This is a genomic window from Actinacidiphila sp. bgisy144 (assembly GCF_057708105.1).
This window is the reverse complement of record NZ_JBYIRM010000038.1, coordinates 33,821-47,110: the sequence shown is the minus strand read 5'-3', so window position 1 is coordinate 47,110 and position 13,290 is coordinate 33,821. Positions and strand designations below refer to the sequence as shown.

The 13,290-nt window shown below is 73.5% G+C and carries 10 protein-coding genes; 5 read left to right on the top strand and 5 right to left on the bottom strand.

What is annotated here, in order from left to right:
• Window positions 1–20 precede the first annotated feature (20 nt).
• Window positions 21–1,712: a glycoside hydrolase family 99 protein gene (locus AC3EVP_RS31680; RefSeq protein ID WP_435135868.1), complete on the bottom strand. Its 1,692-nt coding sequence runs from the start codon at window positions 1,710–1,712 to the stop codon at window positions 21–23.
• A 339-nt stretch (window positions 1,713–2,051) separates the two neighbouring features.
• On the opposite strand from AC3EVP_RS31680, the gene AC3EVP_RS31675 reads away from it, so the two are divergent.
• Window positions 2,052–2,999, top strand: a complete 948-nt coding sequence (locus tag AC3EVP_RS31675; protein ID WP_335976520.1) for a glycosylasparaginase — start codon at window positions 2,052–2,054, stop codon at window positions 2,997–2,999.
• Between the two features lie 10 nt (window positions 3,000–3,009).
• Complete coding sequence (locus AC3EVP_RS31670; RefSeq protein WP_335976522.1) at window positions 3,010–3,840, top strand: M55 family metallopeptidase; 831 nt, start codon at window positions 3,010–3,012, stop codon at window positions 3,838–3,840.
• Between the two features lie 157 nt (window positions 3,841–3,997).
• On the opposite strand, the gene AC3EVP_RS31665 is transcribed toward AC3EVP_RS31670, so the two are convergent.
• The gene (locus AC3EVP_RS31665) at window positions 3,998–4,444 is read right to left on the bottom strand and encodes a cold-shock protein (protein ID WP_335976524.1); all 447 of its coding nucleotides are present in this window, start codon (window positions 4,442–4,444) and stop codon (window positions 3,998–4,000) included.
• 299 nt (window positions 4,445–4,743) lie between these two features.
• On the opposite strand from AC3EVP_RS31665, the gene AC3EVP_RS31660 reads away from it, so the two are divergent.
• Window positions 4,744–6,312 carry a Re/Si-specific NAD(P)(+) transhydrogenase subunit alpha gene (locus AC3EVP_RS31660; RefSeq protein WP_435135917.1) on the top strand — a complete coding sequence of 523 codons (1,569 nt, stop codon included), beginning with the start codon at window positions 4,744–4,746 and terminating at the stop codon, window positions 6,310–6,312.
• 6 nt (window positions 6,313–6,318) lie between these two features.
• On the top strand, window positions 6,319–7,725 hold the full coding sequence (pntB, locus tag AC3EVP_RS31655) for a Re/Si-specific NAD(P)(+) transhydrogenase subunit beta (RefSeq protein ID WP_335976525.1): 1,407 nt from the start codon (window positions 6,319–6,321) through the stop codon (window positions 7,723–7,725).
• A gap of 75 nt (window positions 7,726–7,800) precedes the next feature.
• Here the strand turns inward: pntB and AC3EVP_RS31650 are convergent, their stop codons facing one another.
• Window positions 7,801–9,315 carry a carotenoid oxygenase family protein gene (locus tag AC3EVP_RS31650; protein WP_435135864.1) on the bottom strand — a complete coding sequence of 505 codons (1,515 nt, stop codon included), beginning with the start codon at window positions 9,313–9,315 and terminating at the stop codon, window positions 7,801–7,803.
• Between the two features lie 314 nt (window positions 9,316–9,629).
• On the opposite strand from AC3EVP_RS31650, the gene AC3EVP_RS31645 reads away from it, so the two are divergent.
• Entirely contained in the window at window positions 9,630–10,625 is a 996-nt protein-coding gene (locus AC3EVP_RS31645; protein ID WP_335976528.1) for a L,D-transpeptidase, read from the top strand.
• Window positions 10,626–10,702: 77 nt separating this feature from the next.
• On the opposite strand, the gene AC3EVP_RS31640 is transcribed toward AC3EVP_RS31645, so the two are convergent.
• Entirely contained in the window at window positions 10,703–12,541 is a 1,839-nt protein-coding gene (locus AC3EVP_RS31640) for a putative PEP-binding protein (RefSeq protein ID WP_435135862.1), read from the bottom strand.
• Window positions 12,538–13,203: a dihydroxyacetone kinase subunit DhaL gene (gene dhaL, locus AC3EVP_RS31635; protein ID WP_435135860.1), complete on the bottom strand. Its 666-nt coding sequence runs from the start codon at window positions 13,201–13,203 to the stop codon at window positions 12,538–12,540. The genes AC3EVP_RS31640 and dhaL overlap by 4 nt, the downstream gene beginning before the upstream one ends.
• Window positions 13,204–13,290 lie beyond the last annotated feature (87 nt).

Sequence of the window (13,290 nt, the reverse complement as noted above, 5' to 3'; positions counted from 1 at the left end):
GAAAGGACCCCGCGGCCGGCTCAGCTCGCGAAGACCGCCACCTCGCCCACCTGCGCGGCCGGCCAGCCGGTGTTGGCGGTGAAGTCCAGCCGCAGGTAGCGGGTGGTGGCCGCGGCCGGCAGCGTGAGCGTGGCGGTGTTGCCGGCGGCCGGGTCGAACGCATACGCCGCGGCACCGGCGAGCTGGGTGAACGCCGTACCGTCGGTGCTGCCCCGCACCGACAGCGTCTGCGTACGGGCGCTCCACGCGGCGGCGGGCGGCAGGGACAGCACGATCCGCCCCACCGCGACCGGCGCGCCGAGGTCGACCTGGAGCCACTGCGGGAAGGCGCCGTCGGCCGACTCCCAGTAGGAGGCCGGGTCGCCGTCGGTGGCGTGGGCGCAGACGTAGTCCTGGGTGTGGCTGCTCTCCGCGGTGGCGCGGTGCAGCGCGAGGTTCCCGCCCGCCGGGGGTGTGCTGCCCCCGTCCGGCACCGGCTGCGTGGGGCGGGTGGCGGTGAGCGCGAGCTGCCCTTTGAGCATGCGGCCGCCGTCGCCGGTCAGCCGCAGGTAGTAGTCCGCGGAGCAGGCCGTGCCGTCCTCGTCGAGCGCGAGGAACCCCGAGTCCGCCGGCACCCACTGCTGGCTCTCGGCGGTCTTGGCGATCTGGTTGCCCTCGTTGAACTCGTCGAACATCGAGATGTAGACGCCCTGCACCCCGGCCCGGACCATGTTGTAGAACTGGCGCCACATGAAGTCGCCGTGGGCGCGCTGGCGCAGGGTGACCGCGCCAGGCAGCACGCAGGGCTGGTAGTCGATGCCGTGGGCCGCGCACTCCGCGAGGTCGGGCACGGTGGCGACGTTGTAGAAGTTGTCGGCGTCCGCGACGTTGCCGATCCGGCCGACCATCCAGGGCGAGAGCATGTCGAAGGCGTGGTAGACGTCCGAGAAGCCCGGCCGCGAGTCGCGGTCCCCGGTGCGCCACCAGGTCGGCACCCCGCCGATGACGTAGCACCCCTGGGCCTTGAACCAGTTGACGACGTCCAGGCACGCGTCGGCGCTGAAGGGCCGCTGGTCGTCGGCGAACCCGAAGCCCCACACGCACACCACCGGCTTGCCGTTCTGCACCGCGTACGCCGGACTCGCCGTGTGGGCCCGCATCTTGGCGGTCCAGTCGGTCTTGATCTCCGCCTGCATGGCGGTCCAGTCCGAGACGTCGTACATGATGTAGAACTTCCGGCCGTACTGCTCGGCGGCGGCGCGCACCTTCACCGCCATGGCGTCGCGGGTCGGTCCCTCGCTGCCGTTGGGGTTGAAGCGCTGGAGTGCGGCGGCGTCGATGCCATTCTCCTTCAGCCAGCTGAAGTGGGTGTCCACGGTCTGCTGGTCGTAGGAGGAGAAGAGCGCGGCGGGCAGCCCGTTGCCGAGCGCCGCGTAGCCGGTGGGGTAGGTGTGGGTGTAGTCGCGGACGTCCGGCCACGCGACGATGCCGGTGTTCGACGGGGAGGGCGCCGCCGACCCGTTCGCGCTCCAGTGCCACCAGGTGTCGATGGGCGCGCCGTCGCCGATGCAGGCGAACCAGCCCTGGTAGCCGACCGTCACCTTGCCGACCACGTCGCCGGGGCCGCTCGCCGCCGTCGCCGCGCCGGCGGCCGCGGGCTGTGCCAGGACGGCGGTGCCGGTCGCGCCGGCGGCCACCGCGGCCTGTAGGAAGACCCTCCGTGTGACACCCATCCGGACTCCTCCGATCGGTCGTCAACTCCTTGAGCCCCGGGGCGTGTTGCGCGGTAGCGGAGCGACCCGGCCCGGCCCGGCGGCTGGTGCCGGGATCGTAACGAGGCAGACACGGGACGGCAATAGAGCGCGCAGGATACGAAATATTCGTCTTGATCGACGCAAGAAGCGTTGTGCGGACCGGGGGCGGGCGTGCGGTGGGCGCCCGGGCGGGCTGCCGGGCGGGCCGGTGCGGGCAGGTACGGGGGCGGGGGCGGGTGGTCGGGGCAGGTCAGGGGGTGCGACACTGCGCCCGCGGGGACAGCCGCGGACAGCCGCGGACACGGATCGGGAGGACACGTGGCGGAAGCGACGATCATCGGCAGCGAACGCAGCGAGGCGGGGCTGGCGACGGGCATGGAGGTGCTGCGCCGCGGCGGCTCGGCACTGGACGCCGTGGAGGCGGCGATGCGGCGCTGCGAGGACAATCCGGCGGACCACTACGTCGGCACCGCCGGACTGCCCAACGCGCGCGGCGAGGTGGAGTTGGACGCCTCCTTGATGATCGGCTCCGGCCGGCGCTTCGGCGCCGTGGGCGCGCTGAAGGGCTACCCGAACCCGATCTCGGTGGCCCGCGCGGTCCTGGAGAAGCTGCCGCAGCACAGCCTGCTGGTCGGCGAGGGCGCCGCCCTGTTCGCCGAGGAGTGCGGCTTCACCACCGCGGAGCTGATCACCGACGAGTCACGCGAGCTGTGGCGCAAGCAGGTCGCCGACTCCCGCGAGTCGGTGGAGGGCGAGAACACCGCCGCCACCGACGGCGACGCCCGCTACCGGGAGAGCGCCCTCGCGCTGATCCGCCGGCTCGCGCCGCACGACGGCCCGTGGGGCACCATCAACATCATCGCGCTCGACGCCACCGGCGAGATGTGCGTGGGCGTGTCCACCTCCGGCTACCCGTACAAGTACCCGGGCCGGGTGGGCGACTCGGCGCTGCCCGGCGCCGGGAACTGGTGCGACCTGCGGGCCGGGGGCGCGGCCTGCACCGGCCGCGGCGAGCTGAGCATGCGCGGCGGCACCGCCCGCACCATCGTGGAGCTGATCTCGGCCGGGCAGGAGCCGGCCGAGGCGTGCCGGGCCGCGCTGGCCGACGCCGCCTCGCTGCCGGACGACTTCCGCGCGGAGCTGCGGGCGCTGGCGATGACCCCGGACGGGCGGCACGGCGGCGCCGCCGGCCAGCAGGGCAGCGTCTACGGCCTGATGACCGACGCGTCCACCGAGCCGGAGTTCCGGCCGCGGATCGTGCTGTGAGGAGAGCGCTGTGAAGATCTTCCTGTCCTCCGACATGGAGGGGACCGCCGGGGTCGTCGACTGGTCGCAGTGCCGGCACGGCCAGCCGGAGTACGCGTACTACCGCACGCTGCTCCAGGAGGAGGTCAACGCCGCGATCGAGGGGGCGGCGGCGGGCGGGGCGAGCGCCTTCCTCGTCAACGACTCGCACTCCACGATGGCGAACCTGCGCCCGGACGCGCTGGCCGGGCGGGCCCGCTACCTGTCCGGGCGGCACAAGCCGCTGTACATGATGCAGGGTCTGGACAGCAGCTTCGACGCGGTCTTCTTCGTCTCCTACCACGGCTCGATGACCGGGGCGCCCGCCACCTTGTCGCACACCTACAACCCGGCGGCGATCGCCGAGGTGCGGCTCAACGGCGTGGTCGCGGGCGAGAGCGGCATCAACGCCCTGGTGGCGCTCGGCCACGGGGTGCCGGTGGTGCTGGTCACCGGCGACGACACCACCGCGGCGGAGCTGCGGCCCTTCTGCCCGGACGCGGTGGGCGCGGTGGTGAAGTCGTCGGTGTCGCGGTTCGCGGCCGACAGCCTGCACCCCGAGGACGCGCGCGAGGTGATCCGCACGGCCGCGCGCCGCGCGGTGGAGACGCTCGGTGCGGCGTCCCTCCCGGCGATCGAGCTGCCCGCGACCCTCACCGTGCGGATGCGCAACCCCGACCTGGCGGAGATGGCGACCTGGATCACCGGGGTCGAGCCGGACCCGGCCGATCCGCTCACCGTGACCCTCACCGACGAGGACCCGGTCCGCCTGTACCGCACCTTCGTCACGGTGGTGCTGCTCACCCGCGGCATCGCGGAGTGACCGCCGGGGCCGGACCCTTGCCCGCGGCACCGCAGCGCTGGGGGCAAGGAGCCGGCCCCGGATACGCGTTTCGGCGGGAACCGGACGTGCCGGTTCCCGCCGAAAGCAGACTGCCGGGAGGTCGCCGCCGCGGTCGCGGGGCGCCTCCCGGGAGGGGTCAGTCCTCGATCCAGCCGTGGCCCTTGCCGAAGCGCGCCAACTGCTGGCGGACCTGCACGATCTGCTCGCCGGTCATCCACGGCGCGGACTTCAGCAGCAGCTCGGTGACCTCGCGGGTGTACTCGAACTCGCTCAGCACGTCGCACATCGGGTCGTCGAGGTCCACGCTGCCGGACGAGCGGGGCGCCGAGGAAACCGCGGAGCCGCGCGAGCTGGTGATGCCGCCGGGCACCCCGTCCGCGTTGTGCGCGAGGCGGACGGAGGACGCCTTGAGCCCCCGGTCGCCGTCCTCGACCTCGAACTCGACCGCGACACCGGAGCGTACGAACGACTCCGGGATCAGCAGGTCGTTGACGTGCAGGAAGACGTCCTCACCACCGGTTTCCGGTGCGATGAACCCGTAACCGCGCGCACCGTCGAACCGAACAACCCGACCGGCAACCATGCCAAACCCCCAGCAACCACTCCCGGGCCCCTTGCCCGAATGACCTGCCCGGCATCCTAACGCCCGCACCGCGCCGTCCGATACAGGGCCCCCGGCGCGCGCCGCCGGCTGACACTCCCCTGACAGCGCTGACGCCCCGGCGCGGCCGGCGGCGCGACGTGCCGGCCGACGGCGTGACCTGGCCGATGTGTGCTCCCGGTGTAACCAAGTCGATGTCGCTGATCGCGAATGAACAAGGCCCTCCTGGTAATGCATGGCAGGCTGCGTAAGCGAACCCGTCCGGGCCAGAAGGGACCATGATGAGTCAGTCTGCGCAACCAGTGGGTGTCGTAGGGGTCGTGGCGGAGTCACTACCCGGGGAGACCCGGGTCGCGGCCACCCCGGCAACGGTGAGACAACTTCGCGGACTCGGCTACGACGTGGTCGTGGCGGCCGGTGCGGGAGCCGGCTCGAGCCTGTCGGACGAGGCGTACGAGGAGGCGGGCGCGGCGGTCGTCGACCGGGCCCGGGCGTGGGGCGCCGACGTGGTGCTGGCGGTCAACGCGCCCACGGCGGAGGAGATCGGGCTGCTGCGCGACGGCGCCGTACTGGTGGCACTGCTCGCCCCGGCCACCCACCCGGAGTTGGTCGACGCGCTCGCCGGGCGGCGATTGACGGCGCTGTCCATGGACGCGGTGCCGCGTATCTCGCGGGCCCAGTCGCTGGACGTGCTCAGCTCGATGGCGAACATCGCCGGGTACCGGGCGGTGGTGGAGGCGGCCCACCTGTTCGGGCGGTTCTTCACCGGGCAGGTCACCGCGGCGGGCAAGGTGCCGCCGGCGAAGGTCCTGGTGGCCGGGGCGGGGGTGGCCGGGCTCGCCGCGATCGGCGCGGCGGGCAGCCTCGGCGCCGTGGTGCGCGCCACCGACCCGCGGCCGGAGGTCGCCGACCAGGTCAGGTCGCTGGGCGGCGAGTACCTGTCGGTGGAGTCGGTGGAGGCCGAGGTCAGCGCCACCGGCTACGCGAAGGAGATGTCGGACGACTACAACGCCCGCGCGGCCGCGCTCTACGCCCAGCAGGCCGCGGACGTCGACATCATCATCACCACCGCGCTCATCCCCGGCCGCCCGGCGCCACTGCTGATCACCGAGGAGATGGTGGCGAGCATGCGGCCGGGCAGCGTGATCATCGACATGGCGGCCGCGCAGGGCGGCAACGTGGCCGGCACGGTCGCCGGACAGGTCGTCACCACCGCCAACCAGGTCTCCCTCGTGGGCTACACCGACCTGGCCGGGCGGCTGCCGACCCAGGCGTCCCAGCTGTACGGCACCAACCTGGTCAACCTGCTGAAGCTGCTCACCCCCGGCAAGGACGGGCAGCTGGTGCTGGACTTCGACGACGTGGTGCAGCGCTCGGTGACGGTGGTGCGCGACGGCGAGAAGACCTGGCCGCCGCCCCCGGTGCAGGTCTCGGCGGCGCCCGCGCCCGCGGCCGGCGCCGCGCCACCGCCGGCCCCGCCCGCGGGACGGGGCAAACAGCCGCTCACCGCGGGCCGCCGCTACACCGCGGTCGGCGCGGTCGCGGCCGTGCTGTTCCTGCTCGCCGGCTTCGCCCCGGCCCAGCTCATCGGCAACCTCACGGTGTTCGTGCTGGCCATCGTGATCGGCTACTACGTGATCGGGCATGTGCACCACGCGCTGCACACCCCGCTGATGTCGGTGACCAACGCGATCTCCGGGATCATCGTGGTCGGCGCGCTGCTCCAGATCGGCCACGCCCACACCGCGGTCACCGTGCTGTCGTTCGTGGCGATCCTGCTGGCGTCGATCAACATCTTCGGCGGCTTCGCCGTGACCCGCCGCATGCTCGGCATGTTCTCCAAGGACTGATGCGCGATGACTGCATCGACCGCCGCGCAGGCGGCCTACATCGTCGCCGCACTGCTGTTCATCCTGAGCCTGGCCGGGCTCTCCAAGCACGAGACGTCCCGCTCCGGGGTGGTCTTCGGCATCTCCGGGATGGCGATCGCGCTCGCCGCGACCATCGGGCTGGCCTCGCGCAGCATCGCCGCCACCGGGATCGGCCTGCTGGCCGCCGCCATGGTGGTCGGCGCGGGCATCGGCCTGTGGCGGGCCCGCCGGGTCGAGATGACCGGGATGCCGGAACTCATCGCGATCCTGCACAGCTTCGTCGGCCTGGCCGCGGTCCTCGTCGGCTGGAACGGCTACCTCGAAGTGGAGGCCAAGGGCGGCCGGCAGACCGAGATCGCGCACGACCTGCTCGGCATCCACCACGCCGAGGTGTTCATCGGGATCTTCATCGGCGCGGTCACCTTCACCGGTTCGATCGTCGCCTTCCTGAAGCTGTCGGCGCGGATCAGGTCCAGCCCGCTGATGCTGCCGGGCCGCAACTACCTCAACGTGGGCGCGCTCGTGGCGTTCGTGGGGCTGACCGCCGCGTTCGTGGCGTCGCCGGACGTCGGGCTGCTGATCGCGGTGACCGCGGTCGCCCTGGCGCTCGGCCTGCACCTGGTGGCGTCCATCGGCGGCGGCGACATGCCGGTGGTGGTCTCGATGCTCAACAGCTACTCCGGCTGGGCGGCGGCCGCGTCCGGCTTCCTGCTCGACAACAACCTGCTGATCGTGACCGGCGCGCTGGTCGGCTCCTCCGGTGCGTACCTGTCCTACATCATGTGCACCGCGATGAACCGCTCGTTCCTGTCGGTGATCGCCGGCGGCTTCGGCATGGAGGCGCCGGCCTCGGACGACCGCGAGTACGGCGAGCACCGCGAGATCAGCGCCGAGGACACCGCGGAACTGCTGCGCGACGCCTCCTCGGTGGTGATCACCCCCGGCTACGGCATGGCGGTCGCGCAGGCGCAGTACCCGGTCGCCGACCTCACCCGGCGGCTGCGCGAGCGCGGGGTGGAGGTGCGCTTCGGCATCCACCCGGTGGCCGGGCGGCTGCCGGGGCACATGAACGTGCTGCTCGCCGAGGCGAAGGTGCCCTACGACATCGTCCTGGAGATGGACGAGATCAACGACGACCTCGCGCAGACCGGCGTGGTGCTGGTGATCGGCGCCAACGACACGGTGAACCCGGCCGCGGCCGAGGACCCGGCGAGCCCGATCGCGGGCATGCCGGTGCTGCGGGTGTGGGAGGCGGAGAACGTGGTGGTCTTCAAGCGGTCCATGAACACCGGGTACGCCGGGGTGCAGAACCCGCTGTTCTTCCGGGAGAACAGCCAGATGCTCTTCGGCGACGCGAAGGAGCGGGTGGAGGACATCCTCAAGTTCCTGTGACGGCCGGCCGCTTCCCGCGGTCGTCCCCGGCCCCCGGCGCCGCGCCCCCCGCTCTCCAGGGGGCGCGGCGGCGCCTCAGGCCGCGACCCAGCTGCCGTGGAAGCCGAGCGGCACCCGCCCGGGCAGGTGGACGCGGGCCAGCGGCTGCCCGCCGAAGTCCTGTGCCGCCAGGATCACCAGGTCCGCGGCGCCCCGGCCGGGGTCGTGCACGTAGGCCAGGGCGTACCCGTCGTCCTCGGAGCGGCTGCCGCCGGCCGACGGCACGAACACCGCCTCGCTCGCCGGCGAGTTCTTCGGGAAGCGGTGCACCTCGGTGGTGCCCCGCAGCAGGTCGTGCTTGAGCAGCGCGTTGCCGAACACGCGGTCCGGCGCGACGCCGTCCACCGCCTCGTAGGCGCGCCACATCTCCCCCGCGCAGGCGGCGTACCCGTAGCGGTGGCGGCGGGAGACCAGGGACTCCCGGACCCGCGGGAACTCCTGGGGGCGGTCGTCGGTGCGCCGGGTGTGCAGCCGGCCGTGGGCGAGGTCGATCGTCCAGCGGTCCAGCCGGGGCGTGCCCACCGCGGAGGGCCCGTCGCAGCCTCGGCCGCCGGGCAGGAAGGGCGTCGGCATGCTGGTGAAGTCCACGGTGACGGTGGCCCCGTCGTCGTAGGCGTTGAGGGTGTGCGAGTAGTACGTCTGCGGGTCCGCCGCGAACCAGCGCACCGGGCCGCCCGCGCGCGGCAGCACCCCGACCCGGGAGGGGTGCTCGTCGTTCCAGGTGTACGGCACCAGGGCGCCGGCCTGCGCGGCCGCGGCGTCGAAGACCACCGGGGTGTCGAAGACGACCACGTAGTGCTCGGTGAGGGCGAAGTCGTGCATCATCGGGCTGTCCGAGACGGGGATGCGGGTGGTGCGCGCCACCCGGCCGGTGTGGTCGACGACCAGGTGCCGGACGTGGTCCCAGGTCGGGTAGTACGTGATCGCGTGCAGTTCGTCGGCCTGTTCGTCGTACTTGGTGTGCGCGGTGAAGGCGCCGCTGAGGGTGCCGCCGAAGTCGTAGGGGCCGCGGGTGTCCAGTTCCTCGCCCAGCACGTACGGCATCGGGCCGCTCTCCTGTGCGGCCAGCACCCGTCCCTTGTAGGGGAAGACATGGGTGTTGTTCGCGAAGTCGTCGCCGGGGGCCTGCCAGGGGTAGGGCTCGCCGAGCTTCGCGGCGACGGCCGCGGACCTGATCCAGCGGTTGCGGTACCACTCGGCGCGGCCGCCGCGCAGCCGCACGCCGTGCACCATGCCCTCGCCGAGCATCCAGTGGTGGGCGCGCGGGTCCTCAAGTCCCAGCACGTTGGGGCCCGTTCGCAGGTAGCGGCCGTCCAGGTCGTGCGGGATGCGGCCGGTGACCGGCAGGTCGAAGGCGGTCACCTCCTCGGTGACGGGGGCGAACGCGCCGTGCAGGAAGGGGTACGGGTCGAGGCGCGCGGCCCGGCCGGCCGCCCGGGCCTGCTGCGCGCCGGGCAGCCCCGGCAGTCCCGGGGCGCCGAGCGCGGTGAAGCCGCCGAGTGCCGCCGCGCCCGAACCCCGCAGTAAGTTCCGCCGTGTGAGATGGGTCATGATCCGAACTCCCCGTCGCAGCTGTTCCGAAAGGGGGACCGCGGCTCGCGGTGCCCACCGCAGACTGTGCCGTCCGCAGGCCGCTGACCTCACTACCGGCAGCAGGTGTCTCGGGGTGGGGCCAGCATGCCCATGGTGGCGCGACCGCCCCGCCACCGGCACGGTAGGTGAGCGCGGCCGTCATCTCGTCACTGTCCGGGGTCGGTTCGAAAGCTTGGCATCCGTTTTACCGAGGGCCGGAACCGCAGTGATCGCCGAGGAGTCTTACCGTTGTAGTCGCAGCCGGTGCAGTGATATGAGCGGAGTACAGGTACATGGGTCGGGTCAGGACCAGTATGGGGATCGCCCTCGTGGCAGGCGCGGTGCTCGCCGGCACGAGCGCGTGCGGTGGGAATTCGTCCGCTTCGACACCGCCGAAGGACGACGCCAAGGCGGGCTCATCGGCCTCGGCGACGACCGCCAGCCCGAAGCCGACCACGCCCAAGCCGCTCGGTCCGGCGATGCTGCTGGACACGATCACGCCGCAGACGGGCACCACCGTCGGCGTGGCGATGCCGATATCGGTGGTCTTCTCCAACCCGGTGGCGACCTCGGCGCGCGCCGGCGTCGAGAAGGCGATGAAGATATCCACCTCGGTGCCGACCACCGGTGCCTGGCACTGGTTCAGCAGCACCCGGGTCGACTTCCGGCCCGAGACCTACTGGAAGCCGGGCACGAAGGTCACCCTGGACGCGGAGCTGAAGAACGTCCCGAACGGCAACGGCCGCTACGGCACGCACTCCTACGTCCACAGCTTCACCATCGGCGACGACGACGAGGCGAGCGTCTCCGTCAAGGGCCACAGCATGAAGGTGACGCACAACGGCACCGTGGTGAAGACCTTCCCGATCGACGCGGGCAGCCCGTCCTTCCCGTCGTGGGACGGCACGATGGCCGTCATCGACAAGGCGAAGGAGGTCCGGATGACCTCGTGCAGCGTCGGGATCAGCTGCAACAAGTCCAGCCCCGACTACTACGACCTGACGCTGCCGTGGGACGTGCACCTGACGACCTCGGGCACCTACGTGCACTACTCCACCGGCGACCCGTACCCGGGGCACAGCTACGGCTCGCACGGCTGCGTCCACCTCTCCCTCGCGGACGCGAAGTGGTTCTACAACTTCATCAAGCAGGGCGACCCGATCACGATCTCCGGCTCGCCGCGCGGCAAGGCCGCCGGTGACAACGGCTACGCGGACTACAACCTGAGCTGGTCGACCTGGCTCAAGGACAGCGGCTCCGGCCAGATCACTACCAACCCGGCCGCCTGACACCGCCGGGTTCTGGGAGGGGCGGGCTCACCGGCACTTCAGGTGAGCCCGCCCCCGTTCTGTGTGGCCGCGGGGCGTCAGCCCGGCGGCAGGGGCAGCCGGTCGCGCACCAGGCGGCGGACCTCGTCCGCGGTGCGCAGCGTCAGCGCCTCGGTGGCCGTCCGCTTGCAGGCGGCGTGGTCGAGGCGGCGGACCGCGGCCCGTACCTCGTCGAGCGCCGCCGGGGCCACCGACAGGGTGTCGCAGCCGAGTCCGACCAGCAGCGGCAGCACCCTCGGGTGCGCGGCGGCGTCACCGCACACCGACACCGGGCGGCGGTGGGTGCGGGCGGCGGCGACCACCGTAGCGATCGCGCGCAGCACCGCGGGGTGGGCGGTGGCCGCGGGGCCGGCCGCCGCGTCCCGCCGGTCCAGGCCCAGCAGTTGGCAGGTCAGGTCATTGGTGCCCAGCGACAGGAACGCGGCCTCCGCGGCCAGTTCCTCGATCCGCCGCACCGCCTCCGGCAGCTCCACCATGATCCCCAACGGGGGCGCGGGCAGGTCGAGTTCGGCCGCCGCCCGGTCCAGCAGGGCCCGGCAGGCGCGCAGTTCGGCGACGCCGGCGACCATCGGGATCATCACCCGCAGGTCGGCGCGGGCCCCCGCGGCCGCCGCGAGCAGCGCGGTGAACTGCTCGCCGAACGCGTCGGGCCGGGCCAGCATCAGCGGCAGCCCGCGGCCGATCCGGCGGCCGGTGACCGCGGGCCGGCCGGTGGCCCAGTCCACCCCGCGGCCGGCGCCGCCGCTCTCCTCTCCCCCGCCTTCACCTTTGCCGCCCGCGCCGCCCGCCCCGCCGAACCGGCGCACCGGGCCGTCCTCGTCCGGGTCCTCCGCCAGGAACGGCGGCAGCTTGTCGTCGGCGAAGTCCAGGGTCCTGACGGTGGCGGTGCGCCCGGCCAGCGGGGCCAGCACCGGGCCGAGCGCGATGGTGTGCCGGGCGCGGGTCGGCCAGCGCGCCGCGTCGAGGAAGGGCAGTTCGGTCCGCAGCAGGCCGACGCCGTCCGCGCCCGCCGCCAGCCCGGCCCGTACGTCGGCGGGCGTGGCCGCGTTGACCCGCAAGGTGACGTGGTGGCCGTCCACGGTGCGGGCCGGCAGGTGGCGGTCGGCGGCGAGCCGGGCCCGCCGCTCCCGCAGGGCCGCGACGGCGGCGAGCGCGGCGGCCCGCTCCGCGTCGTCGGGGTGGACCACGGCGGCGGCCGCGTCGACCAGCACCGGCACGCCGTCGGGCAGTTCGAGCACGTCCGGGTCGACGCCGAGCAGCAGCGGGATGCCCGCCGAACGGGCCACGATCGCCGCGTGCGAGTTGGGCCCGCCGGTCATCGACAGCGCCGCGACCACGATACGGCCCGGCTCCAGCAGGTCCGCGGCGCCGATCTCGCGGGCCGCCAGCACCAGCGGCCGCCCGGGCGGGGGTTCGTGGACGCCGTGCAGCACCGCCAGCACCCGGCGGCCCACCTGGCGTACGTCGGCGGCCCGTTCGGCGAGCACCGGGTCGCCGATCGCGGCGATGGCGCGGGCCTGGGCGTCGACCGCCGTGCCGGCCGCGGCCACCGCGGTGGCCCCTTCGGCGGTCAAATGCAGGGCGTGCCGGCGCAGTTCGGGGTCGCGGGCGATGAGCGCGCCGACCTCGATGATGTCCGCCTGCTCGCTCTCGCCCCGGGTGCGCAGGCCGCCCGCGACGGTGTCGAGGCGGTCGGCGACGCGGTCGAAGGCCGCGACGAGCCGCGCCCCGGCGCGGTCCCGGTCCCGGTCCTGGCCCCGGCCGCCGGGGGGATCGTCGGCGGCCGCGGGCGGTAAGGGGCGGTCGGTGCGGTGGAGTTCGCCGAGCGCGGTGCCCGGGGCGGCGCTCTGGCCCGGGTAGCGGCGGCGGGCGGTCACCGTGCGTCCTTCGCCGCTGCGGCGGTGTCGGCCAACGCGCGGAAGATCAGCGCGGTGGAGGTGGCGCCGGGGTCCTGATGGCCGATGCTGCGCGCCCCGAGGTAGGACGCCCGCCCCTTCCTTGCCTGCATGGAGGTGGTGGCGCGCATGCCCTGTTCGGCGGCGTCGGCCGCGGCGGCGGCCGCCTGCGCGAGGCCCGCGCCCGCCTCGGCGGACACGCGGAACGCCACGAGCGCGGGCGCGTAGGCGTCGATCATCGTCTTGTCGCCCTCGGTGGCGGCGCCGAGCCGCCGTACTCCGGCGAGCCCGGCGGCGAGCGCCCCGGCCACCCGCGCGGTCCCGCCGGTGCTTGCCGGTCCGTCCGCCGTGTCGTCCCCCGCGTCGAGCGCCGTGCCGAGCGCGCGGAAGGCGCTGCCGTACAGCGGCCCGGACGCGCCGCCGACCACGGAGATCAGCAGTGAGCCGGTCCGTACCAGCACCGCGCCGGGCGTGGCCACCTCGTACTGGGGCAGGGCGGCGGCGACCGCCGCGAAGCCGCGGTGCATGTTGGCGCCGTGGTCCGCGTCGCCGATGGCGGAGTCGAGTCGGGTCAGCCGGTCCTGGTGGGTGTCCATTGCCGCGGCGATGGCCTGCACCCATGCGCGGGCGAGGGCGGTGTCCACGGGCTCTCCGTTCGGTTCGTCGGTGCGTCGGTTCGTCGGTGTGTCGGTGCGTCGGTGCGGTGCCAGCAGGTTCCGCCGGTCCAGCCG